Genomic DNA, 21,313 nt, shown 5'->3' on the forward strand with positions numbered 1-21,313 from the left:
TGCCTTATGAAATTACGACCGTTGATCAGTGCCTGCACCTTATTGGCTATCAGTGTCTGTACGCCCCTCGCGGCTAAAACCATCGACACCGAGCGCGCCAAAATCGAGCTTGAAACCGTCGCCGAAGGGCTCAAAAACCCCTGGGGCCTGGCCTTTTTGCCCGACGGCGCCATGTTGGTAACAGAACGTGTGGGCGACATGCGCAAAGTCTCGGCAGATGGAAAGGTGGGTGAGCCTATCACCGGTCTGCCCGAGATTTTCAGCCGCGGCCAGGGCGGCCTGCTGGACATCGCCCTGGACCCGGACTATGAAAACAACGGCTGGATTTACTTCAGCTATTCCGAGCCCGGCGATGGCGGCAACAGCACCGCTCTGGCTCGCGCCAAGCTAGACGGCAATGCTCTGGTCGATTTGCAACGCATTTTTAGCCAGCAGCCCAAAGTAAACAGTAACAACCACTTTGGCTCGCGCATTGTGTTTAAAGACGACGGCACATTGTTTTTAACGCTGGGAGATCGCTACAGCCATAAAGATGACGCCCAAACACTGGACAATCATTTGGGGAAAGTCATCCGTATTAATACCGACGGCAGTATTCCCGCCGACAACCCGTTTGTGAATACTGAGGGTGCTCTGCCCGAAATCTGGTCTTACGGTCATCGCAATATGCAGGGCGCTGCAGTTCACCCAGAGACTGGCGAGCTGTGGAGTGGCGAACACGGTGCCCAGGGCGGCGACGAACTCAATATCGATCGCGCTGGCCTGAACTATGGCTGGCCCGTTATTACCTACGGTGAAAACTACGGCGGAGGAAAAATCGGTGAAGGCTTCAAAAAAGACGGCATGGAAACGCCGGTTTACTACTGGTTACCCTCGCTGGCGACGGCGGGCTTGACGTTCTATACCGGCGATGTATTCCCGGACTGGCAAGGTGATGTATTTGTCGCCAGTCTGCGGGCCGAAACCCTTGCGCGCCTGGACGTTGAAGGCGAAAGGGTTCTGCACGAAGAGCGCCTGTTAGCCGACGAGCTGGGCGAGCGTTTGCGGCATGTGGTGCAAGGGCCGGATGGTTATTTATACCTGTTAACCGATGCCTCGGACGGAAAAATTATCCGCATTACACCGGCAGATTAGTTAAGGGCTGATAGCACTAACGCCACCTCGACAAGCACAGTGAGTGTCGCGGTGGCGTTAATAAAAGACGTGGGGTAAAAGAGTAACGGCTCAACCCCTGAAAAAAACCATCAGCTCAGCCAGCCGCATTGATCGGCATCAATGACCAGTTTCATCTCATCCAGCACAGGGCCTTGATTGCCGATCATTTCATCGTAAGGGCTTTGCATCACCAACCAGGCTTCTTTTTTGCCCTGCCCCGCCCACCAGCATTTAGCCGCCAGGAGGCTCGGAAAACGCTTGGGCTTACCGGCTTGACCTTGCACGACTCGCCAATCGGGCATTTCGCCCTGCGTCTCATGACCCCAGGCGGCCAAATAGTGGGAGCAATCGGTCAGCGACAGAATTAATGCTCGCGATTTAGTGCTCATCGGAAACCCTCGCCTCTATCCAGTCACAACGGTGAACGCGCCGTTTCGCCCAATATCGGTAGGCGCTGTCGGCAATTGTCTGAATACCCGGCCACAACAGCGGCCGCCACAGAAAACCAATGGGTGTGTAACTCCAGGCAGCAACATTGGCCTCAAGCCCTATGGCCCAACTGTCATCCGCAAACTGCAAGTGGAGGTTGCGTAACATCTGCTGCCGCTGATACGCAGACAACTTCGCTTCATGAATATCCACCAGCTGCAGCTCGGCGGATTTAATGCGCATTAACCAGCGCATCTCGCGAGTGCACAAACTGCAGTAGCCGTCATAATAAAGTGTGGCCTTCATTGCATCGCCATTTTTTCAAAAGAGTGATTTATATTTTTTATACTGCGTATTAAAACTTACCGATCATTTAAACGTGAACATACTGGTAGAATTAACGCTTACTTGCATTAACATTTAGCAGAAAAATTATCGGACGCAACCTATGCCAGCGAAATTTAAAGCGCTTACTGACAATGCCCACGACACCGTTAAAGAACAACCACACGTGGGCGTACTGCTGACCAACCTCGGCACACCGGATGCGCCCGACGCCCCTGCACTGCGCCGCTACCTGGGCGAATTTTTATCCGACCCGCGCATTGTCGAAATACCGCGTATTCTCTGGAAAATTATTCTGCACGGCATTGTCTTGCGCACCCGCCCCAAAAAATCAGCCAAACTTTATCAAAGCGTTTGGACTGATGAAGGCTCGCCACTGTTGGTCATCAGCCAAAAACAGCGCGATAAAATTGCCGCCCGCATTGGCACTAAAGCGCATGTCGTACTGGGCATGCGTTACGGCAACCCATCCATTGCCAGCGCCCTGCAACAACTGCAGGCCGCAGGAGTGAAAAAAATAATTGTCTTACCCTTGTACCCCCAGTATGCGGCTTCTACCGTAGGCTCTACTTTCGATGCACTGAGTCGTGAGTTGCAGCAGTGGCGCTGGGTGCCAGAACTGCACTTTATCAGCGGTTACTGTGAATCCGAGAGCTACACCGATGCCTTAGCCAACAGTTTAAAAGAGCACGCCAACACACACGGCGCGCCGCAAAAATGGGTGTTCTCTTACCATGGCACCCCCAAATTCTGCCTGGAAAAAGGCGACCCCTACTACTGCTACTGCATGAAAACCACCCGCATAGCCGCGGCAAAAGCGGGGCTCAATCCAGACGACTGTATAACCACGTTCCAATCGCGCTTTGGCAAGGCCGAATGGCTGAAACCCTATACGGATAAAACCCTGGAGTCATTACCAGCGAAAGGGGTAAAACACATCGCCATAGTAAGCCCAGCTTTTAGCGCTGACTGTTTAGAAACACTGGAAGAGTTAGAAGAGGAAAACCGCGAAGTGTTTACCGACGCGGGGGGCGAGATTTATCACTATATTCCCGCGCTGAACGACCGTGAGGATCATATTGACGCGCTGGTGGACACATTGGAAAACGCGGGGCTGTAAACCTTAACCGCCCCACACATCAAACAACACTTTGATGGCCAGCGACACCATCATAATCGCAAACACCTGTTTCAGGCGCGCCACCGAAATGCGGTGCGCCACTTTCACCCCCAGCGGGGCTGAGAGCAAACTCATGCACGCCATAGCCACCACCGCCGGCCAAATCACATAACCTAACGCCAGCGGGCTATCACTGGCGCCCCAGCCATTAATGATATAGCCGATGCTGCCCGCCAAAGCGATGGGCAAGCCCACCGCCGCCGATGTACCTATCGCCTTGGCCGGATGCTGATTACACCAAATTAAAAACGGCACGGTAATCGAACCACCGCCAATGGCCACCAGTGCCGAAACACCGCCAATTCCGCTGCCCACGCCAAACATGGCCGGCGCCGAGGGCAGCTGCCGGTCAGCGGCAGGGGCGCGACCAAACACCATATACCAGGAAATAAACACCATAAATGCAGCAAAAAAAGTCGCTAAGAATACGGTGGGCAAATGCGAGGCAATAAAGGTGGTGGCGAAGGTGCCAAGCAAGACACCTGGGGTTAACTGCTTAACCGCCGTCCAGTTCACCGAGCCACGCCGGTGATGAGCGCGCGCCGAAATAACCGCCGTGGGCACAATAGCCGCCATAGAGGTGCCCAGCGCAAAATGCACAATGTGCTCGGGGGCAACGCCCTGGTGTGCGAACAACATGGCGAGAATCGGCACCATAATACCGCCGCCGCCAATACCCAAAAGCCCGGCAAAAAAACCCGTTACCCCGCCCAGGGCGAGGTAGGCCAACAGCCACCACCATTCCATGGTTAACCCTTATGTTGATCGTCTTTCGATTTACCCGGCCCTTCGCGCTCCATGCGCGCCAGCTCGGCTTTGTATTTTTCCAGGTCTTCCCAATCGTAGGGAGAGCCAACGTTTAAACCGGCTTCCAAGTGCGCCGCCCGCTCACGGGCATTGTGCTCTAGGGAGTGGTCTTCAGACTCTTTATCCTGCTGTTCTTTTTCGTACTTTTTCAAAAACTCGGACGCTTTCATACTACCTCCTGCGATTTGCTCAGCGGCCCCGCTATAATGACGCCTTTTTTGCCCGGATAACACCATGAGCCGCGAGCGTTTCGAAACCTTTAAAAAAGCTTTGCGCCAACGTCAGCCGGATATGACCGTACTGACCGACAAAGTCCACAAAGCGCAGAACATCTCTGCCATTTTACGCACCGCCGAAGCCGCCGGCATTGGCCACATTCACATGGTGCGTCCCGAGCGCGGCCACCTGGTGTACCACAACACCGCCGGCGGCATTGGCCGGTTTACCAGCCAAACGGTACACGACACCATTGAAGACGGTTGCAGCGCGCTGCGCCAACAGGGGTTTACACTCTATGCGGCGCACTGGTCTGATCGCGCCATCGACTACCGCGAGGCAGACTTTACCCGCCCTTTTGCGCTGATTATGGGCGCTGAAAAACGCGGCCTGTCGGACTACGCCGCCCGCGAAGCTGACGCCCACCTCACCATCCCCAACATGGGCCTGGTAGAGAGCTACAACGTCAGCGTCGCCGCCGCCATTATCCTGCAAACGGCTATGCAACAAAGAACCGCAGCGGGATTATACGAACGCCCCGTAGAAGAAGATGATAACTACTGGACCACCCTGTTCGAATGGATGCACCCGAAAATGGTCAAGTATTGCCGCAAACACAACCTCCCCTACCCCGACATGGACGAAGACGGCGATATCATCCCACCGCAGGATGAAAGATACCGAAGGCCGTTTGATTGATATTTTTATTAGCTGTTGTAAACAGGCCGGTTCGTCTTCAGCCCACGAGTATTCGAAACAATGTGAAAAACCGGATTTCTTTTTATAAGCCCGTGTCGCCGGGCGTTGCGAGTTACTTTTTGCGGCAAAAAGTAACCAAAAACCTCGCCCAACAACTGGCCCCTTCGTGGTGCCCTCCCTCCAGCCAATTTTAGCGGTCGGTCTAAATCGCACGTCCATGTGCGCTTAGACCTTTCGCGCTCATCCAGAGCGCTCACCCCCTAAAATCGGCCTCCACTCGGCTCAGTCGTAATCGGGCAAACCCCCTATAAATTCCACGCCTGTAGTTCAATTAAATAGAGATCACCCCTCAAAACGAGGCTCACCTCGACCAAAAGTGACACAGACACACCAAACCACCGCCAAGGTGGTATTCCCCCCATACGTGTAATAGTATCGACCTCGGATTTTTACTGAATAAATAACGGAGTAACTCATGACATCTGTGGCAAAGATTTTTGCAGGCGCCTGTCTGCTGATCGCCGGACTTTTTACTGTGCAGGCTCAAGCCGACACCTTGGACAAGGTGCTGGAAAAAAACACCCTGCGCGTGGGTGTGGCACTGTTCACACCCTGGGCCATTCAAAACGAAAAAGGCGACACCAGCGGTTTTGATGTGGACATTGCCAAAAAGCTTGCCACCGACATGGGGGTTAACCCAGACATTAAAGTCTACGAGTGGGAAGACATTATGCCCGCGCTGGACAAAGGCGAAATTGACGTAATTGCCGCCGGCCTTGCCGTTACCCCAAAGCGCGCCCTGCGCCTGGAGTTTTCTAACCCCTACTCAGAGTCCGGCGTTGGTCTTGCCACCAACATCGAAAAAACCAAACACATCAACTCGCTGGCTGAGCTTAACAGCGACAAAATAACCATTGCCGTGGTAAACGACAGCATTGGCGCCAGCCTGGCACCGTCGGTGTTCAAAAAAGCCAAAATCCAAACCTTTGACACCGCTAAAGAAGCCGAGGCGGCGGTATTAAAAGGTAAAGCGCACGGTTATGTGGCCAGCCAGGCCGTGGTGCGTTTTTTCGCTCTGGATAACAGCGACACTATCGACGTGCCTTTACCCGAGCCACTGCTTAGCTACAAAGTGTCTTTCGGCGTGCGCAAAGGCGATCAGGCACTGCTAAACTTCTTAAATGCATGGGTGACGGCACGCACCGCTGACCGCTGGCTGCCAGCCACCCAAGACTACTGGTTCGATAGCCTGGAGTGGCGGGAGGCGCAATAACATGGCGCTTAAAGACAGTGTTTTGATTAGCGTGGCCAGCATAACCTTTGCCTTGGCCGCTACAGCGCAGGACTCTGGAACCACCTCTGCCTACGACGACCGTGTGGTAGAAGAGGTGGTTGTGCAAGCGCGGGGCTGGCGACAAAAAGCGCCCGAGCTGGAAATTCCAGATACCACACCGCGCTGGCAAATCAGCGACGACACCCGCGAAAAAATGCAAAGCCGTATGCAGTTTGGTTACGACCCGGTGTTGGAGGAAATTCGCAACACCGACGACCGCATCCAGGTGCGCGGCAATATGGCCGAACCTGAACCCGCAACGGTGTTTAGGCTCAGCTTTTAAACGATTAAGGCGCCACACGGCGCCTTTTTTATGACTGTTTTACGACGCTCAGCAGTACGACAACTCTCGGTAATATAGAACCTCTTAGCGTGGCAAACGCGATTACCCGACAATGGCCATATCGAGTTAATCGTACGCGGATATTGGCCAGAGTTTCATGAGCGACGAGGCAGTAAATCAGCGCAATCTACCGCACACCGGGTTGACGATAGCACTCATCGCCGTCGCAACGATTTACGCTCTCTACCCACGGCACCCCCAACGACCCCACCGCCAACGTAGCGCGATAGCGAGGTTTGGCCATAGGTTTATTGTACTGAACCGCACTAGGGCTAATAGCCAGTCGGCGTGCCTTGGCGCGAGATAAATGGTAACTGGTAGCGCCGGTAAGACGAACCCTCACCCGTTTAGTAATGCACGAATCCGACGGGGAGAGGTTAGCAGGCAGTATCAGGCTGCGTCCAACAAATTGCTGGGCTTTCTCAGCCAATTCACGTTCGGTGCGCGCGGCATCTACAGCGATCAAACGCGAGGCCCCTTGCTCTTGGCTAATAAGTTCACGCCGAGCTCGCTCCAAAGCGTTTACATCCTCTTCGCGACCGCTGAGCGCAAGTGTCTCGGCCTCTGCCAGTTTTTGTCGGTACGCCGCCAACAGCGTCAAATAAGGCTCGCCGTCCAAAACCAATAATACATAACCGGTACGAGTATCCCGATGGGATTGGCAAACCTCAGCAGAAAACCCCAGGGCATTAAATGACGCGTCGCTCAGCGCCACCGCACGGTTCCCGAAATAGCCACCGCCCGCTGCATTACCCTGCCAGCGCAAATACAAAGAGCGACTGGCGTCGTGTGCGTATTTGGCGGACATGGCAAGTTCGCGTTCGGTCAATTCAAAGTACTCGGCTTCGCCCACAAATCGATTAATAACTACCTGCGCCAACACCCAGGCATTCACGCCCAACACCAGCAGTACAGCGTAACGCAAAAGCTTCATAGCTCACCCCCGGCCGCCAGTTTGCGCAACCGTGTAAACACCACAAGTGCCAGTATCGCGGTAAGCCCTAACAGCAAAAAGAACAGCGACTTAGGCAGCCAACCCCACCACCAGTCAAAAAACTTGGTGTACAAAAACAAAAAGAAAAACACATTGCCGGTGGCCACAACCGCTGCCCAACCCTGCTTTATACCAAGCAAAATAGCCCCGGCACTGACCGCAAAGCCCAGCAATTGGTATGTGCCCTCAATAACGTCGTCCCCCCAAGGTAAATAGCTGGCCCGCCCCCAGTTGGACAACACCAAAATCACCGTGCACAAGGCAACAAGAGACAGCACACGATAGATGCTGGCAAAGCCGTCGTAGCGAGCCTGTGAAATAACCGATGGCAAGAAAAACAGCGCAAGAGTTGGCAAAATAAAATGCTCCGGCCGCTCTCCAACCGACAGCCAGTAAGTGCCACTGTAGGTCGCGCTTTGCGCACCGATGAACCCAAACAAAGCCAGCATTGCCACCGCCAGCAACAGTTTTATACCGAGCGCGTAGGCCAGCAGCCCGGCGTATAAGCTGTACATCACCAGCGCCGCCGGTGAGGGCGTTACGTTGAACATAACCCCCAGCAGAGCAAGGTTAATAACAAAGCAGGCAAAGCTGATCATGGCGGCAATTTTGGCAAAGTAGCGCGCCTGTCCATCGCGCTTTGCAATAGCGATCACCATCGCCAAACTGACCAGTGGCGCTGCCACTAACACCAATACTTGCCACGCGGTGCCCAATAAACCCCAATACTGCTGGAAAAAGAAAAATACGCTGGCCGCCAGCGCCCAGGCGCCCAAAAAACTCACCACCTGCATGCCCAGGCTCAAACGCTTAGCACCTTCAGCCAGGTCGACATCGTGACTTTGCTGCAACTGCTGTAATTGCTCGCGGTGATACTGCTCAATGGCGACGTGCTGCGCCTGGCTGAGCTCGACCATCGGCGAAAGTCGGCTCAGCTCACGGCGAAAGGCGTGAATATCGTCGGCGCGGGCCTGCGCCTCGGCGCGGTTAATCTTTTCCATAGTCTGACTCCTTTTGAGCGCCAATATGCCTGCAGCGCGTAGGCGTGACAAGCCTTAAGGTTCTTTACTTGTCTGCATCAGGCAGGCAAGGCAAACTGTGCGTCCGCAATCGGTTACAAAATAAAAAGGCACGTTATGAAACTAACCTGGCAAACCGCCACCGGCGCATTGTTTATTAGCACCCTGCTCGCACCTGTGGCACAGGCCGACACTTATGAGCTGACCTCCCCCAACGGCGAGTTAACCCTCAGCATTAACACCGATCAAACCCTGCAGTGGTCTGCCAGTTTGAACGGCAAGCCTGCAATCACAGCAAGCCAAATTGGTTTAGTACTTCAGGGCGAGGGCGATATTGCCAGCGGTGCTAAAGTAAACTCGGCCGATACCAGCGAAACTCAAAACACTTTAACCCCCGCTGTCGCCCATAAAAACTCGCAGGTAAAAGAACATTACCGCGAGCTGCGCCTGCGCTTTGCGAATGGCTACGGCGTAGACTTTCGTGCTTACAACGACGGCGCTGCCTACCGCTTTGTGGGCGAAACAGACAGCAAGATTGTGATCGAAAAAGAAATTGCATCGCTGAACTTTCCCGAGCTGACCGAAACTCTGTTCCCGGAAGAAGAAACGCTGATTTCCCACTACGAACGCTCGTACGTACCGGAAATGCTCGCTGACATTCAAGCGCCGCGCTTCGCATCACTGCCGGTTTACTTTGATGCCGATGGAATCAACATTCTGTTCACGGAAAGTGATTTGCGCGATTACCCAGGCCTGTTCGTAGAGGGCACAGGCGGCAACGGCGTCACAGCCAAGCACCCGGGCGTGGTAACCAAAGCCACCCCCATGGCCGGTTCAGAAGATCGCAACCAGGACATCACCATGGCAAGCCACATTGCCGAAACTAACGGCAAGCGTAACTTTCCCTGGCGCCTGGCGGTGATTACCGATAACGACGCCGAACTGGTACAGAGCGAACTGGTTTGGCTACTGGCCGAAGAAAACCAGCTGGACGATAGCAGCTGGATTAAACCCGGACGCATCGCCTGGGATTGGTACAACGCCAACAATTTATTCGATGTGGATTTCAAAGCGGGCATCAACACGCAAACCTACAAATACTACATCGACTTTGCTGCCCAGCACGGCCTTGAGTATGTGATTCTGGACGAAGGCTGGACCAAAACCACCACCAACATCGTCGAATCCAACCCGAACATGGACATCCCCGAGCTGATTCGCTACGGCAAAGAAAAAGGCGTGGGCATTATTCTCTGGGCACTGTGGGGGCCGCTGGATAAAGACTACGAAAACATTCTGAAAACTTACGGCGAGTGGGGCGCAGCGGGTATTAAAATTGACTTTATGCAGCGCTCAGATCAGTACATGGTCAACTACTATGAAAAGATCGCCAAAGAGGCCGCCAAACATCAGTTACTGGTGGACTACCACGGCGGCTTTAAACCCGCAGGCCTGCGCCGCACCTACCCTAATGTGCTCACCTATGAAGGGGTAAAAGGCAACGAAAACAACAAGTGGAGCCAGGACATCACCCCCGAGCACAATGTGACCCTGCCTTTTACTCGTATGGTAGCTGGCCCCATGGACTACACCCCGGGCGCACTGCGTAATGCGCATTTGCCGCAGCATCATGTGAGCCATTTCCGCCCGGTGAGCATCGGCACCCGCGCGCACCAGGTAGCCATGTACGCGGTATACGAAAGCGCTTTGCAAATGCTGTGTGAGTCGCCATCCACCTATTTGCGCGAGCCGGAAGTGACCGAGTTTATCGCCGCCTTTCCTTCGGTGTGGGATGAAACCCGCGTGCTGGACGCCTCGGTGGGCGACTATATTCTGGTGGCCCGCCGCAACGGCGACACCTGGTATCTGGGCGCCATGACCGACAACACCGCTCGCACGTTAAGCGTCGACTTCAGCTTTCTTGGCGAGGGCAACTATCAGCTAGACCTGCTGCGCGACGGTCTGAACACCGAGCATTACGCCGAGGATTATAAGCGTGAGCAACGTGACATCAGTGCCGCGCAGACACTGGAGATTAACCTTGCCAGTGGCGGTGGCTGGGCCGGGATAGTCCGTAAACGTTAAACGACGCAACCTATGCAAACGCCGCCGCGGTGCTAAACCACCTCGGCGGCGGACAGCTCACTCGCCCCGTATCAATCCCCCAGATACCACTCATCCCGATAAGTTTTCACCATATCCGGCCAAAGCACGGTAAACACCGTGGCCAAAGCGCCGTTGCAAAACCCTTCGGGGAACATCATCAACACAAACAATAAGCCGTGCTCATGCACAACCGCCAGTGGCGCTGCGCTGCCCGTCAGGTAAAACAGAGCAAAAGCGGCGGCCCCCATCCACAGGCAGCTGAGCATTGCGCCGAAAAATCCCGCGCCTAAAAAGAAGGTAAACGGATTTTTAAAGCTCCAGCGATCCACCAGATACAGCACCAGCAAAGTCCAGCTGGCGGGCACCAAAACGCTCAACACAAAATCCACCGGCAAGGCTGCGGGGTTAAGGCCCTGCCATGCCTCAAGCCATCCATCCAAACTGCCCCACAGCGCCAGCCGGTACACCTGCAAAGCGACCAGGGCTAAAGCGCCAATAATAAGTGCCAGATGCCAGCCAAAAATCATGGTGACCACCGCCATCAGCATGGGGTGAAAACCCAAGCTGTCTCGCACTTCCACCTGCAGCAACCAGAATAAGCCCAGCACCAAAATCGCCGCGAAAAAGGCGTGCTGACGTTGCTGCGTCGCCACAAGCTGACGCCAGGGCGCACCTTGCAAAGCCAAGCCCAAGGCGGGCAAAGCCAGCGCCAGGCTGACGACCAGCAATAAAAGCGGTGGGGGCAGAAGTAGGTTCATGGAAGTATTGTAACCTTTGCGCTAACGCTTGTTGCGACGTGCGAAGCTGGCTATTCTGCCAACCATTCATTCGCCCCTTGCACCGGGCACCAGTTATAGTAATATTGACCAAAAGAGGTAAGCCATGGCTTCGCTGCAAGATCAGTTGAAAAACGCCGGCCTGATAGACGCCAAAAAAGCCAAACAAATTCAAAAAGAAAAAAGTAAGCAACACAAACAGGCGGTTAAATCCGGCCAAGCGACCGAGAACGAAAGCAAGGCCGAGGCGCAGGCCGCCCGCCAAGCCAAAGCCGAGCGGGACCGCGAACTTAACCGTCAACGCCAGGCCGAAGCCGAGAAAAAAGCCATTGCCGCACAAATTAAGCAGCTGATTGAAACCAACCGTCAGCCCAAACACGAAGGGCGCGAAAACGAGCTGGAATACAATTTTACCGATGGCAAAAAAATTAAAAAAATCTTGCTGGGCGAGCAGGCTCACGGCCGAGTCACTCGCGGCCAGCTGAGCATCGTAAAACTCGGTGACGGCTATGAGCTGGTGCCGAAAAAAATTGCCGACAAAATTGCCGAACGCGACCAGGCCTATGTACTGGTGGCGAATACACTTAAAAACGACGACCAAGATGACGATGATCCGTACAAAGATTACGTTATCCCCGACGACCTAATGTGGTAAACACAGGCCGCTGCACTGTTAGTACGGCCTGTTGTTGACACAGCACTTGCGAAAATTAAACGGCTTTTCGCAGGAACGATAAACAATAATTCAACAGGCCCAGACTATGACCATCAACCGCCGCACCCTACTCACACGCACCGCCCTTGGTGCCGCCGCCCTGGCGCTTACCAAACAAAACGCCATCGCCAAGGCGCTTGCCGAAACCGGCTTAAAAGACTTGTATAAAGACGATTTTTACATCGGCACCGCCATTGGTAACGCCCGCCTGACCAATCCACCCGCCGGTTTTAATGCCTTGTTGGCTCGTGAATTCAACACCATGACCATGGAAAACGACATGAAGTGGGAGCGCATTCACCCAGAGCCCGAAAAGTGGGTGTGGGACCACGCCGACCAGTTTATGCAGTTTGGCGAGCAGCACGGCATGTTTATGGTGGGCCATGTGCTGGTTTGGCACTCGCAAACCCCGAGCTGGGTATTCAACGACGACAACGGCAAACCACTGTCACGCGAGGCTTTGCTGGCACGCATGAAAAGCCACATCGATACCCTGGCGGGCCGCTACCGTGGCCGCATTCACGCTTGGGATGTGGTGAACGAAGCCATCGACGAAGACAAAGGCTGGCGCAAAAGCCCCTGGTTTAACCAGATTGGGCCGGACTTTCTCGATCACGCCTTCCGTTTCGCACGCGAAGCGGCCCCCGAAGCGCACCTGATGTACAACGACTACAACATGCACAACCCGGGCAAGCGCCAGTTTGTCGTGGATATGCTTAAGCGCTTTAAGCAAGAAGGCGTGCCCATTGATGGCGTGGGCATGCAAGGCCACGTCGGGCTGGAGTACCCGAATATAGCCGAGTTTGAGAAAAGCATTGAAGCCTATGCCGCCCAAGGCGTTGCCGTGCATATCACCGAGCTGGACTTAGACGTGCTGCCCGTTGCCTGGGATCATATCGGCGCAGAGATTTCCGACAACTTTGCCTATTCAGACGAACTTAACCCCTACCCCAACGGCCTGCCCGCCGACATAGAAGACAAACTCACCGAGCGCTACGTGCAGTGGTTTAAGCTGTTTTTAAAGCACCGCGAGAACATCGCCCGCGTCACCTTCTGGGGCACCGGCGACAGCGAATCGTGGAAAAACGACTTCCCGGTAAAGGGTCGCACCAACTATCCACTGCTGTTTGATCGCCAGTATCAGCGCAAACCAGCCTATCAAGCCGTCGCTGATCTGAAAAAATAAACCCCGTAAGCCTCCCCCCCTTATCGTCGGGCCGCAATATTTGCTATATTGCGGCCCACTTGGCAAAACCGCGTGCGAGGCCTTTTGCGGCCCACACAGTAACGCTAACCTGCCCACATTGATCAAACGGCCCTAACAGCCGTGTTAAAAACATCAGGATACCTCGATGGCAGACCCCTGCTTTCAAATTAAAGGCACCAGCGTCACCAGCATGGTGCTGGATTTATACCATTATCAAAGTGAAGAATTTGCCCGCACGCTGCACGATAAAGTGCAATCGGCGCCTTTATTTTTTACCGGCTCGCCGCTGTTTATAAACCTCGCTTCGTTTAACGGCGAGCTTGCTAAGGCCGAACTACAGGAGATTATCAAACATTGTCAGTCGCTCGGCTTTCAATTGTTCGGCTGCAAAGGCGGTAGCGAGCCCCAGGCCAAAATGGCCAAAGACTTAGGTTTGGTTCATATTCCCTCCAGCCGCCCGCGGCCGGAAAAAACCGAACAGGCCCCCGAGCCAGAGCCGGTAGCACCGGCAAGCCCCGCGCCCGAAAGCGTCAGCCGCCCCACCCGCATCATTGAACGGCCGGTGCGTTCAGGCCAACAAATTTACGCCGAGGGCTCGGATTTAATTCTGCTGGCGCAAGTGAGCGAAGGCGCCGAGGTGATTGCCGACGGCAACATTCACGCCTACGGCCCGCTGCGTGGGCGCGCCCTGGCCGGGGTGCGCGACAACCCCAGTGCGCGTATTTTTTGCCAGCACCTGGAAGCCGAGCTGGTGTCGATTAACGGACACTTCGTGCTGAACGACACCCTGCGAGAAAAATGCTGGAAGCAACCGGCACAGGTTTTTTTACAAGACGATTCCATTGAAATTGCCGCACTGTAAGAAGTGCCAAACACATTGAGGAAACACCGTGGCTAAAATTATTGTTGTGACTTCGGGTAAAGGCGGCGTGGGCAAAACCACCTCCAGTGCAGCTATTTCTACAGGCTTAGCATTGCGCGGCCACAAAACCGTGGTAATCGATTTTGACGTGGGCCTGCGTAACCTGGATTTGATTATGGGTTGCGAGCGCCGCGTGGTTTATGACTTTGTAAATGTCATTAATAAAGAAGCCTCGCTCAAGCAAGCGCTGATCAAAGACAAGCGCACCGAAGGTTTATTTATTCTGCCCGCCTCGCAAACCCGCGATAAAGACGCCCTGACCCACGAAGGCGTTGAAGCCGTGTTAGACGAGCTGGCAAAAGATTTTGATTATATTATCTGCGACTCTCCCGCCGGGATTGAGCAGGGCGCGCAAATGGCGCTGTACTTTGCCGAAGAAGCGATTGTCGTCACCAACCCCGAGGTTTCCTCGGTGCGCGACTCCGATCGCATTCTGGGTATTTTGCAAAGCAAATCCCGTCTGGCTGAACAGGGCAAATCGGTAAAAGAGCATTTGCTGTTAACCCGCTACAACCCGGCACGCGTTGCCAGTGCCGAAATGTTAAGCGTTGCCGACGTTGAAGAAATTCTGGCCATTCCACTGCTGGGTGTGATTCCCGAGTCGGAAGCGGTACTCAAAGCCTCTAACCAGGGCGCGCCAGTGATTCTGGATGAAGACTCCGAAGCCGGGCAAGCCTACTCAGACGCGGTCTCGCGCCTGTTGGGTGAAGACGTAGAACACCGCTTTTTGGAACAACAGAAAAAAGGATTCTTACAGCGTCTGCTGGGAGGCAAGTAATGGGCATTCTTGATTATTTGTTAAAAAAGAACAAACCCTCGTCGTCGGCCTCGGTTGCCAAAGAGCGATTGCAAATTATCGTCGCTCACGAACGCAGCACCCGCGGCCAACCCGATTACCTGCCGTTGATGCAGCAGGAAATTCTGGAGGTGATTCGCAAGTACGTGGACATCGATCAGGATCAGGTATCCGTGCAACTGGATAACGAAGACGACTGCTCGGTGCTGGAGCTCAACATCACCCTGCCCGACGCGAAATAAACCGTTGCGGCCGGCATTTATCTGTCGGCCGCATACGTATCCACCGGCACTTAACACAGCCTTAACACTCAATGGTGCGTGCTTAGCGTACAATAACGCCTTTCCATAATCCCAAACTCAACCACCATTCACCGGTCACGCTAGCGTGCACTGGGTATAGCTCGTTAATTCGCGAAGGATTTATGCACACAGAACAACCCAAACTCAGTAAAGGCACCATGTGGCTTATCGAAATCGCGCTCGCCCTGGGCGGTTTCGGTATCGGCACCGGCGAGTTCGCGGCCATGGGGCTTATGCCTGCCATTGCCGCCGACATGGGCGTGAGTGAACCTCAGGTGGGGCATATCATCAGTGCCTACGCGTTTGGTGTAGTGGTGGGCGCGCCGGTGCTCGCCGTGTTTGGGGCCAAGCTGTATCACCGACACCTGTTGGTGGTGCTGATGGGCTTTTACGCCCTCGCCAATATTGCCAGCGCCTTTGCCCCTAATTACGAATCGCTACTGGCACTGCGGTTTATCGCAGGCCTGCCCCACGGCACTTACTTTGGTGTTGCCGCCTTGGTGGTGGCGAGCCTGGTGCCGCCCAACCAACGCGGCAAAGCCGTCAGCCGCGTGATGGTGGGGCTAACGCTGGCGATTTTAATTGGCAACCCGCTGGCAACGTGGCTGGGGCAGTCCATTAGCTGGCGCTACGCCTTTGCCCTGGTAGGGGTTATCTCGGTGATCACCGTCGCGTTGATTATTGCGTTCGTCCCGCTCAACCGTCAGCAACTGCGCAACAATCCACTGGCCGAGCTTAAAGCGTTTAACAATCCACGGGTGTGGCTGGCGCTTATGATTGGCGCCACCGGTTTCGCCGGCGTGTTTTGTGTCTTCAGCTACCTGGCCCCTACCATTTTGCAGGTAACCGGCGTCGGTGAAAACTGGATTCCCATCGCCATGGGCGTATTTGGCTTTGGCGGCTTCTGCGCCAACTTTTTGGGCGGCTGGCTGTTCGACAAATACCAATTCAAAGCCGTGGGCTGGTTGTTGGTGTGGAGTATTATCGTGCTCCTTATATACCCGTTTACCACCGGCCACCTGTGGAGCTTATTAATCGCCGTTTTTACCGTGGGCACAGTCGCGGCCATTTCGCCACCACTGCAAACCCACTTAATGGATGTCGCTACCGGTGCCCGTACCCTGGCTGCCGCTTCGCATCACGCCGCCTTTAATACCGCAAACGCCATAGGCCCACTGCTGGGCGGCTTTGCTATCTCCGCCGGTTTTGGCTGGAGCTCGACCGGTTTTGTAGGCGCGGTTACGGCGGTGATTGGGTTGGTGTTTTTTGGTTTGGCGTGGAGGCTGGAAAAGAAAACTTAACTCCGGCCACCCAACGCTGATACCGCTTTGTGTGCGCCAATGAACCACACAAAGCGTTTAAACTAATTACAAAAACTACCCATGGCTTTCATTATTTAATCTCCGCTCTCGCTCAACGGCAGGAAAAATTTTACCTGATTAGCCGCTTATATTTCGCAACGTAGAAACTGAGAGCGAAACGATGTCTTACCAAGTTCGCGCGCCTGAGCTATCCTTGTTGGTCGTAAGCTAGCAACTAACCACACCGGCTGTACTGCGTATCAAGACCGAGATGTCACCCTTATGAACGAACTTTTATACGTTGTTTTTCTATCGCTACTCGCTGGCGCGGCTATGCCGATGGGAGCGTTGGTGGCACGGTTGGATTTACTGCACCCCAAGCTTCTAACCAAAGAAATACGGCAGTTTATTGTCGCCTTTGGTGGCGGTGCTCTTATTTCTGCCGTCGCACTGGTTTTGGTGCCAGAGGGTGCAGATAAACTATCGCCACTGACTGCAAGCCTGTGTTTTGCCACTGGCGGTGCGTTTTTTTATTGGCTCGACCGCTATTTAAGTCAGCTAAAAAGCTCCGCGGGACAAGTTGTGGCTATGTTGTCTGACTTTGTTCCCGAAGCCATCGCTCTGGGGGCAGCCTTTGCCGTTGGCGAAAGCACCGGACTGATTTTAGTGCTATTGATGATTCTGCAGAATTTTCCCGAGGGCTTTAACGCCTACGAAGAGCTGGCCAAATCCTCTTCACTATCTTCATCAAAATTACTCGCCGCCTTCTTCTGCTTAGCCGTTGTAGGCCCGATATGCGCGTTGACAGGGTATCTATTGCTAGCCAATGTCGGCACATTCGTAGCAGGGCTAATGCTATTTGCCAGCGCAGGAATTTTGTACCTTGTGTTTCAAGATGTGGCGCCCGAATCAAAAGCAAAAAACGGCGGGCTACCCGCCTTGGGCGCTGTCGCAGGGTTCATGCTGGGCTTAGTCGGCAACATGCTGATTTCAACGTAACGGCTTTTGGAACGCAGCATTTGCTGGCAACCACAAAAATAACCCAACACTGCGCGATTCAAACACTGCGCAATACATCTTTCCCTGAGCATCAGATTGCGAGATCTTATTTTCAACAGCTACCGCACCTCAGAGCATTAAAGCACTGTGACAGCCAACTCAGTGGCCACATGGGGCTGGAGACCGAGCGATGCGGGTGTGAACCAGCGCATCGGCGAAAACCCTACCTGGCTGCGCATTGACGAACCTAACAACCACGGCGTAGCAACACAGTGAATAGATATGAGTGTTTTGTAAAACCTATACAGGCCGATTGCTGGCTCGAGGAAAACATAGACTGGCTGGGGTACATGTATTGAATTGCTAATGGGTGCCGTGCTTTCAGTAGGCGTCTTTATGCGACCAAGTTAACCCTGAAAACCCGAACCACTTTTTAACCAGAAAACCGATACTAAAATCCAACTTGCCGCCCCTCTCTACCCACGGTAGCATACCTCGCCGATGTTAGATCGCCTTTAAAACCCTGTTCCAACTATGCCACCGTTAAGGATATCTATGGCCATGCAAGATTCACCCGCCGGAGCTTCACTTTTATATATCGCCCTTCCTTTCGTCAGCTGGTCGCTTCATGAAGGAGAGCGCCTGGTACTGCCTCAAGACGGCCTTAAAGCCCAACCCTTGCATGAAACTCTGTGCCAAACACTGATGCTTTGTGACCAATGGCGCAGTCTGGATCGGCACGTAGAAGTCGCATTAAAAAGAATGCCTGACTTAAAAAACCACGCGCAGCAGCTGAAGCAGGGGCTGATCCACATGGTGCAGCAAGGACTGCTTGTGGACTCTACGAAACTTTCTCAAAAATACCTTGAGGGGCATCGCCCGGAGCCTGAGTCAAAAGGCATAGAAACACTGTACGTACGGACCTACCGCTGCCCTCAAGCGCTAGAGCGTCTGTTATCGAGTTTAAAAAACGGTCGTGCCGGAGCCTCCGTAAAAACCGTCGTAATAGTCGATGACGCACGGGATACAGCGGATATTGAACGCAGCCAGACGCTGCTAGCAGCCTATCAGAACACATTATCCGCTCGTTTAATTCACATCACACGCAAAGACCGGGAACGTATGGCTGACGCCTTAGCGCTGGCCTGCGGGATAGACGCGCAACATCTTCGCTGGTGGCTTAATGGCGATCCGGATGACCCGGAAATGAGCGCTGGTGCCACGTTTAATACCGCATTACTGCTGAGCGCAGGCACTGCCACAGCTATTCTGGATGACGATGCCCAGCTCACCCCTTATGGCAACCCGAACGAAATCTCCGAAATAGCCCTTGCGCATGAAGACGATACCGAATGGACTCTGTACTCCAGCGCCGAAGAAATGGAGAACGCCTGGTCGCCCTTAGATATCGACCCGTTGGCAGCACACAGCCATTGGCTTGGAAGATCTCTGCCGTCTTTACTTGACCAAACCTCAAACAAGCAGCGCTTTTGGCACCCCGTTTCAAGCTCTGAGCTGCACAATCTGCAACCGAGCGGAAAAGTAAAGGTGAGTGTCAACGGCCTGCTGGGTGACCCAGGCACGGGCAGTGCCAGCTGGCTTTATACCCAACCCCCAGAGCGCCTTGCGCCCTGGATTCAAAACGAGGCCACTTATCAGCAAACCGTGTCTCAGCGGGCAATGGCGCGCAAACCTCTGGGTAAACAGATTTTATCGCATCACTCACTTCTATCACCGTTAGTGGCAATCGATAACAGCGACATTTTGCCCCCCACTTTCCCCAATGGCCGCGGTGAAGATTTGCTGTTCACAGAACTGGTTTGCGCTATATACCCCGACAGCCTGTTTACCCAACTCCCTTGGATGCTTAAGCATATTCCAGAAAACGCACGTGAATTTACGCGCGAGTCCTTGCTACAGCCCATAAGCATGTCGACAAACCGTTTACTTGCAAACTTTTTGCAAAAATCCCGCTACTCCGCTCCAAATGCCTCGCCAGCCACAAGGTTCAACCTGCTGGCGGACTCTTTAAAGGCATTGGCTGAATCTCCGGGCTCCACACTAGCAAGTGAGTATCGTAACCGGCTTAATGATGATCGCGCTTATATGGCTCAAAAACTCATTCATAATATTCGAGCCCTGCAACCGCCAAAATATGTGGCAGATGATATGCAAAAATTACTGCAACAGTGCTATCAAGGCGTGGCGTCAGACGAGCAAGACGAAAAAACCAGCCTGCAGCAAGCTCGAGAACGGGCCACTCATTACAGCAGCGCATTGGCAAGCTGGCAAATCGCATGGGAATACTGCAAGAGTCTTGGCGAAGCAAAAACGCTGCTTTTGGCAACGCCCCAGTAACGTGGGCAGAACGTAAACCAACCCATAATGATTAGCGATGCTAAACATTATGGGTCTAGGATATTAAAACTTGAAAGCAGCCAATTCTCGCAAAATTAAAGCTCTCCACATCGGGAAGTTCTACCCCCCTCATCGGGGCGGAATGGAAACCTATTTGCGCGACCTGACCACCGCCCTTGAGCATAAGGGGGTTCAATGTGTGGCATTAGTGCACGCGTCACCACAGGGAAATGAAAGCGAACCTGTTACCCCCTCAGCCGTCAGCCCCAAGGTAGTGCGAGCTCCGGTCTGGGCAAACATTTTGTTCACCCCCATCAGCCCCAGCTTCCCCTGGAAATTAAACCGCCTGCTAAAAGAGGAATCTCCCGATATCCTGCACCTACACATGCCCAATGTCTCGGCCTTTTGGGCATTGTTTTTACCAAGGGCACGCCGAATTCCTTGGGTTGTTCACTGGCATGCCGATGTTCCTGTGGCAGCACTTAACCGGGGGGTCCGTTGGTTTTATCGCCTTTACCGCCCATTTGAGCGCCGAGTAATAGACCGAGCTGCAACAGTCATTTCCACCTCGCCCCCTTACATGAAAAGCAGCCCAGCATTAGGCTCTGCACTCAATCGCTGCAGGGTAGTTCCACTGGGCATTCCTGAGCCAAAAACTACGGAGAGTATTTCCTCTGAAACCTTTGAAACCTTACCGCCCCCGTCACCTCTACGAGTCATCGCTATTGGGCGCCTAACGTATTACAAAGGGTTTGAAGTACTGCTTCAAGCTCTGACAAAGTGCCCTGGAGTGGCACTGGAGATTATTGGCGACGGCGAACAAAAACGTGACCTCACGACGCTGATCGAACAACTCCACTTACAACAAAAGGTCAAACTGCTGGGTAACTTAACGAACGCCGAGCTGGACCAAAAACTTCGCGCCTGTGATTGCCTATGCCTACCATCCATTGAGCGCTCTGAGGCTTTTGGCGTGGTTCTGTTAGAGGCGATGGCCAGAAGCAAAGCCTGCGTCGTCACAGAAGTGCCAGGGACAGGAATGTCCTGGGTGGTACAGCATAACCAAACAGGACTGGTTGTAGCGCCACACGACTCCGATGCACTAGCCGGTGCTTTAACTCAACTGGCGGCTAATCGAGATTTATGCAAAACCATGGGAAGGGCTGGTCAAATCCGTTTTCGAGAGAACTTCACCATTGATGTCTCGGCCGCAGAGATTAAGAAGGTGTATGACGAGCTGACGTAAAAAGTCTCAAGTTAAGAACCTGGTCATCTAATTGCCATGGAATATCTTAACCGCTTCACCTATAC

At 53.7% G+C, this 21,313-nt stretch carries 23 protein-coding genes; 16 read left to right on the forward strand and 7 right to left on the reverse strand.

Annotated elements, in window-relative coordinates:
• Nucleotides 1–6 precede the first annotated feature (6 nt).
• The gene (locus tag D568_RS0112800) at nt 7–1,134 is read left to right on the forward strand and encodes a PQQ-dependent sugar dehydrogenase (protein ID WP_020210006.1); all 1,128 of its coding nucleotides are present in this window, start codon (nt 7–9) and stop codon (nt 1,132–1,134) included.
• Between the two features lie 110 nt (nt 1,135–1,244).
• Here the strand turns inward: D568_RS0112800 and D568_RS0112805 are convergent, their stop codons facing one another.
• Complete coding sequence (locus D568_RS0112805; RefSeq protein ID WP_020210007.1) at nt 1,245–1,544, reverse strand: DUF6482 family protein; 300 nt, start codon at nt 1,542–1,544, stop codon at nt 1,245–1,247.
• Nucleotides 1,534–1,890: a thiol-disulfide oxidoreductase DCC family protein gene (locus tag D568_RS0112810; RefSeq protein WP_020210008.1), complete on the reverse strand. Its 357-nt coding sequence runs from the start codon at nt 1,888–1,890 to the stop codon at nt 1,534–1,536. Before D568_RS0112810 ends, D568_RS0112805 begins: the two co-directional genes overlap by 11 nt.
• A 142-nt stretch (nt 1,891–2,032) precedes the next feature.
• Between D568_RS0112810 and hemH the strand changes: the two genes are divergently transcribed.
• On the forward strand, nt 2,033–3,049 hold the full coding sequence (gene hemH / locus D568_RS0112815; RefSeq protein ID WP_020210009.1) for a ferrochelatase: 1,017 nt from the start codon (nt 2,033–2,035) through the stop codon (nt 3,047–3,049).
• Between the two features lie 3 nt (nt 3,050–3,052).
• Here hemH and D568_RS0112820 read toward each other — a convergent pair whose 3' ends face one another.
• Nucleotides 3,053–3,856 carry a sulfite exporter TauE/SafE family protein gene (locus D568_RS0112820; protein ID WP_020210010.1) on the reverse strand — a complete coding sequence of 268 codons (804 nt, stop codon included), beginning with the start codon at nt 3,854–3,856 and terminating at the stop codon, nt 3,053–3,055.
• A 2-nt stretch (nt 3,857–3,858) separates the two neighbouring features.
• The gene (locus tag D568_RS0112825; protein WP_020210011.1) at nt 3,859–4,086 is read right to left on the reverse strand and encodes a hypothetical protein; all 228 of its coding nucleotides are present in this window, start codon (nt 4,084–4,086) and stop codon (nt 3,859–3,861) included.
• Between the two features lie 64 nt (nt 4,087–4,150).
• Here D568_RS0112825 and D568_RS0112830 point away from each other — a divergent pair, with 64 nt between their 5' ends.
• From D568_RS0112830 to D568_RS0112840, 3 genes are all read left to right on the forward strand, one after another.
• The gene (locus D568_RS0112830; RefSeq protein ID WP_020210012.1) at nt 4,151–4,831 is read left to right on the forward strand and encodes a TrmH family RNA methyltransferase; all 681 of its coding nucleotides are present in this window, start codon (nt 4,151–4,153) and stop codon (nt 4,829–4,831) included.
• Between the two features lie 475 nt (nt 4,832–5,306).
• Nucleotides 5,307–6,104, forward strand: coding sequence for a transporter substrate-binding domain-containing protein (locus D568_RS0112835; protein ID WP_020210013.1), 798 nt, complete (start codon nt 5,307–5,309; stop codon nt 6,102–6,104).
• Between the two features lies 1 nt (nt 6,105).
• The gene (locus tag D568_RS0112840; RefSeq protein WP_020210014.1) at nt 6,106–6,447 is read left to right on the forward strand and encodes a hypothetical protein; all 342 of its coding nucleotides are present in this window, start codon (nt 6,106–6,108) and stop codon (nt 6,445–6,447) included.
• A gap of 187 nt (nt 6,448–6,634) precedes the next feature.
• Here the strand turns inward: D568_RS0112840 and D568_RS0112845 are convergent, their stop codons facing one another.
• Together D568_RS0112845 and D568_RS0112850 are read right to left on the reverse strand one after the other, a co-directional pair.
• Entirely contained in the window at nt 6,635–7,441 is an 807-nt protein-coding gene (locus D568_RS0112845; protein WP_020210015.1) for a DUF4824 family protein, read from the reverse strand.
• A complete protein-coding gene (locus D568_RS0112850; RefSeq protein ID WP_020210016.1) occupies nt 7,438–8,502 on the reverse strand; it encodes a DUF2157 domain-containing protein in 1,065 nt (354 codons plus the stop codon). The genes D568_RS0112845 and D568_RS0112850 overlap by 4 nt, the downstream gene beginning before the upstream one ends.
• Before the next feature lie 135 nt (nt 8,503–8,637).
• On the opposite strand from D568_RS0112850, the gene D568_RS0112855 reads away from it, so the two are divergent.
• Nucleotides 8,638–10,605 carry a glycoside hydrolase family 97 protein gene (locus D568_RS0112855; RefSeq protein ID WP_020210017.1) on the forward strand — a complete coding sequence of 656 codons (1,968 nt, stop codon included), beginning with the start codon at nt 8,638–8,640 and terminating at the stop codon, nt 10,603–10,605.
• 71 nt (nt 10,606–10,676) lie between these two features.
• Here the strand turns inward: D568_RS0112855 and D568_RS0112860 are convergent, their stop codons facing one another.
• Nucleotides 10,677–11,384 (reverse strand): hypothetical protein, encoded by a 708-nt coding sequence (locus tag D568_RS0112860; RefSeq protein WP_020210018.1) that lies wholly within the window; start codon nt 11,382–11,384, stop codon nt 10,677–10,679.
• A 124-nt stretch (nt 11,385–11,508) separates the two neighbouring features.
• Here D568_RS0112860 and D568_RS0112865 point away from each other — a divergent pair, with 124 nt between their 5' ends.
• The 10 genes from D568_RS0112865 to D568_RS0112905 all read left to right on the forward strand — a co-directional run bounded on the left by D568_RS0112865 (nt 11,509) and on the right by D568_RS0112905 (nt 21,248).
• Nucleotides 11,509–12,057, forward strand: coding sequence for a DUF2058 domain-containing protein (locus tag D568_RS0112865; RefSeq protein ID WP_020210019.1), 549 nt, complete (start codon nt 11,509–11,511; stop codon nt 12,055–12,057).
• 106 nt (nt 12,058–12,163) lie between these two features.
• Complete coding sequence (locus D568_RS0112870) at nt 12,164–13,303, forward strand: endo-1,4-beta-xylanase (protein WP_020210020.1); 1,140 nt, start codon at nt 12,164–12,166, stop codon at nt 13,301–13,303.
• Between the two features lie 166 nt (nt 13,304–13,469).
• Complete coding sequence (minC, locus tag D568_RS0112875; RefSeq protein WP_020210021.1) at nt 13,470–14,186, forward strand: septum site-determining protein MinC; 717 nt, start codon at nt 13,470–13,472, stop codon at nt 14,184–14,186.
• A 28-nt stretch (nt 14,187–14,214) separates the two neighbouring features.
• Complete coding sequence (gene minD / locus D568_RS0112880) at nt 14,215–15,024, forward strand: septum site-determining protein MinD (protein ID WP_020210022.1); 810 nt, start codon at nt 14,215–14,217, stop codon at nt 15,022–15,024.
• Nucleotides 15,024–15,284, forward strand: a complete 261-nt coding sequence (gene minE / locus D568_RS0112885; RefSeq protein WP_020210023.1) for a cell division topological specificity factor MinE — start codon at nt 15,024–15,026, stop codon at nt 15,282–15,284. Before minD ends, minE begins: the two co-directional genes overlap by 1 nt.
• 182 nt (nt 15,285–15,466) lie before the next feature.
• Nucleotides 15,467–16,645: an MFS transporter gene (locus D568_RS0112890; RefSeq protein ID WP_020210024.1), complete on the forward strand. Its 1,179-nt coding sequence runs from the start codon at nt 15,467–15,469 to the stop codon at nt 16,643–16,645.
• A 282-nt stretch (nt 16,646–16,927) separates the two neighbouring features.
• Nucleotides 16,928–17,644: a ZIP family metal transporter gene (locus D568_RS0112895; protein ID WP_026287031.1), complete on the forward strand. Its 717-nt coding sequence runs from the start codon at nt 16,928–16,930 to the stop codon at nt 17,642–17,644.
• 147 nt (nt 17,645–17,791) lie between these two features.
• Entirely contained in the window at nt 17,792–17,920 is a 129-nt protein-coding gene (locus D568_RS22165; RefSeq protein ID WP_281168647.1) for a hypothetical protein, read from the forward strand.
• 285 nt (nt 17,921–18,205) lie between these two features.
• Nucleotides 18,206–20,002 (forward strand): hypothetical protein, encoded by a 1,797-nt coding sequence (locus tag D568_RS0112900; protein WP_157497861.1) that lies wholly within the window; start codon nt 18,206–18,208, stop codon nt 20,000–20,002.
• A 142-nt stretch (nt 20,003–20,144) separates the two neighbouring features.
• The gene (locus D568_RS0112905; protein ID WP_020210027.1) at nt 20,145–21,248 is read left to right on the forward strand and encodes a glycosyltransferase; all 1,104 of its coding nucleotides are present in this window, start codon (nt 20,145–20,147) and stop codon (nt 21,246–21,248) included.
• Nucleotides 21,249–21,313: the final 65 nt, after the last annotated feature.

Origin of the sequence: Gilvimarinus chinensis DSM 19667, from assembly GCF_000377745.1 — a bacterium.
GTDB classification, from domain to species: Bacteria; Pseudomonadota; Gammaproteobacteria; order Pseudomonadales; family Cellvibrionaceae; genus Gilvimarinus; species Gilvimarinus chinensis.

Bases quoted from the DNA above. Each gene is read 5' to 3' on its own strand.
- D568_RS0112800 (WP_020210006.1), top strand. From the start codon at position 7: ATGAAATTACGACCGTTGATCAGTGCCTGCACCTTATTGGCTATCAGT.
- D568_RS0112805 (WP_020210007.1), bottom strand. From the start codon at position 1,544: ATGAGCACTAAATCGCGAGCATTAATTCTGTCGCTGACCGATTGCTCC.
- D568_RS0112810 (WP_020210008.1), bottom strand. From the start codon at position 1,890: ATGAAGGCCACACTTTATTATGACGGCTACTGCAGTTTGTGCACTCGC.
- hemH (WP_020210009.1), top strand. From the start codon at position 2,033: ATGCCAGCGAAATTTAAAGCGCTTACTGACAATGCCCACGACACCGTT.
- D568_RS0112820 (WP_020210010.1), bottom strand. From the start codon at position 3,856: ATGGAATGGTGGTGGCTGTTGGCCTACCTCGCCCTGGGCGGGGTAACG.
- D568_RS0112825 (WP_020210011.1), bottom strand. From the start codon at position 4,086: ATGAAAGCGTCCGAGTTTTTGAAAAAGTACGAAAAAGAACAGCAGGAT.
- D568_RS0112830 (WP_020210012.1), top strand. From the start codon at position 4,151: ATGAGCCGCGAGCGTTTCGAAACCTTTAAAAAAGCTTTGCGCCAACGT.
- D568_RS0112835 (WP_020210013.1), top strand. From the start codon at position 5,307: ATGACATCTGTGGCAAAGATTTTTGCAGGCGCCTGTCTGCTGATCGCC.
- D568_RS0112840 (WP_020210014.1), top strand. From the start codon at position 6,106: ATGGCGCTTAAAGACAGTGTTTTGATTAGCGTGGCCAGCATAACCTTT.
- D568_RS0112845 (WP_020210015.1), bottom strand. From the start codon at position 7,441: ATGAAGCTTTTGCGTTACGCTGTACTGCTGGTGTTGGGCGTGAATGCC.
- D568_RS0112850 (WP_020210016.1), bottom strand. From the start codon at position 8,502: ATGGAAAAGATTAACCGCGCCGAGGCGCAGGCCCGCGCCGACGATATT.
- D568_RS0112855 (WP_020210017.1), top strand. From the start codon at position 8,638: ATGAAACTAACCTGGCAAACCGCCACCGGCGCATTGTTTATTAGCACC.
- D568_RS0112860 (WP_020210018.1), bottom strand. From the start codon at position 11,384: ATGAACCTACTTCTGCCCCCACCGCTTTTATTGCTGGTCGTCAGCCTG.
- D568_RS0112865 (WP_020210019.1), top strand. From the start codon at position 11,509: ATGGCTTCGCTGCAAGATCAGTTGAAAAACGCCGGCCTGATAGACGCC.
- D568_RS0112870 (WP_020210020.1), top strand. From the start codon at position 12,164: ATGACCATCAACCGCCGCACCCTACTCACACGCACCGCCCTTGGTGCC.
- minC (WP_020210021.1), top strand. From the start codon at position 13,470: ATGGCAGACCCCTGCTTTCAAATTAAAGGCACCAGCGTCACCAGCATG.
- minE (WP_020210023.1), top strand. From the start codon at position 15,024: ATGGGCATTCTTGATTATTTGTTAAAAAAGAACAAACCCTCGTCGTCG.
- D568_RS0112890 (WP_020210024.1), top strand. From the start codon at position 15,467: ATGCACACAGAACAACCCAAACTCAGTAAAGGCACCATGTGGCTTATC.
- D568_RS0112895 (WP_026287031.1), top strand. From the start codon at position 16,928: ATGAACGAACTTTTATACGTTGTTTTTCTATCGCTACTCGCTGGCGCG.
- D568_RS0112900 (WP_157497861.1), top strand. From the start codon at position 18,206: ATGCAAGATTCACCCGCCGGAGCTTCACTTTTATATATCGCCCTTCCT.
- D568_RS0112905 (WP_020210027.1), top strand. From the start codon at position 20,145: ATGGAAACCTATTTGCGCGACCTGACCACCGCCCTTGAGCATAAGGGG.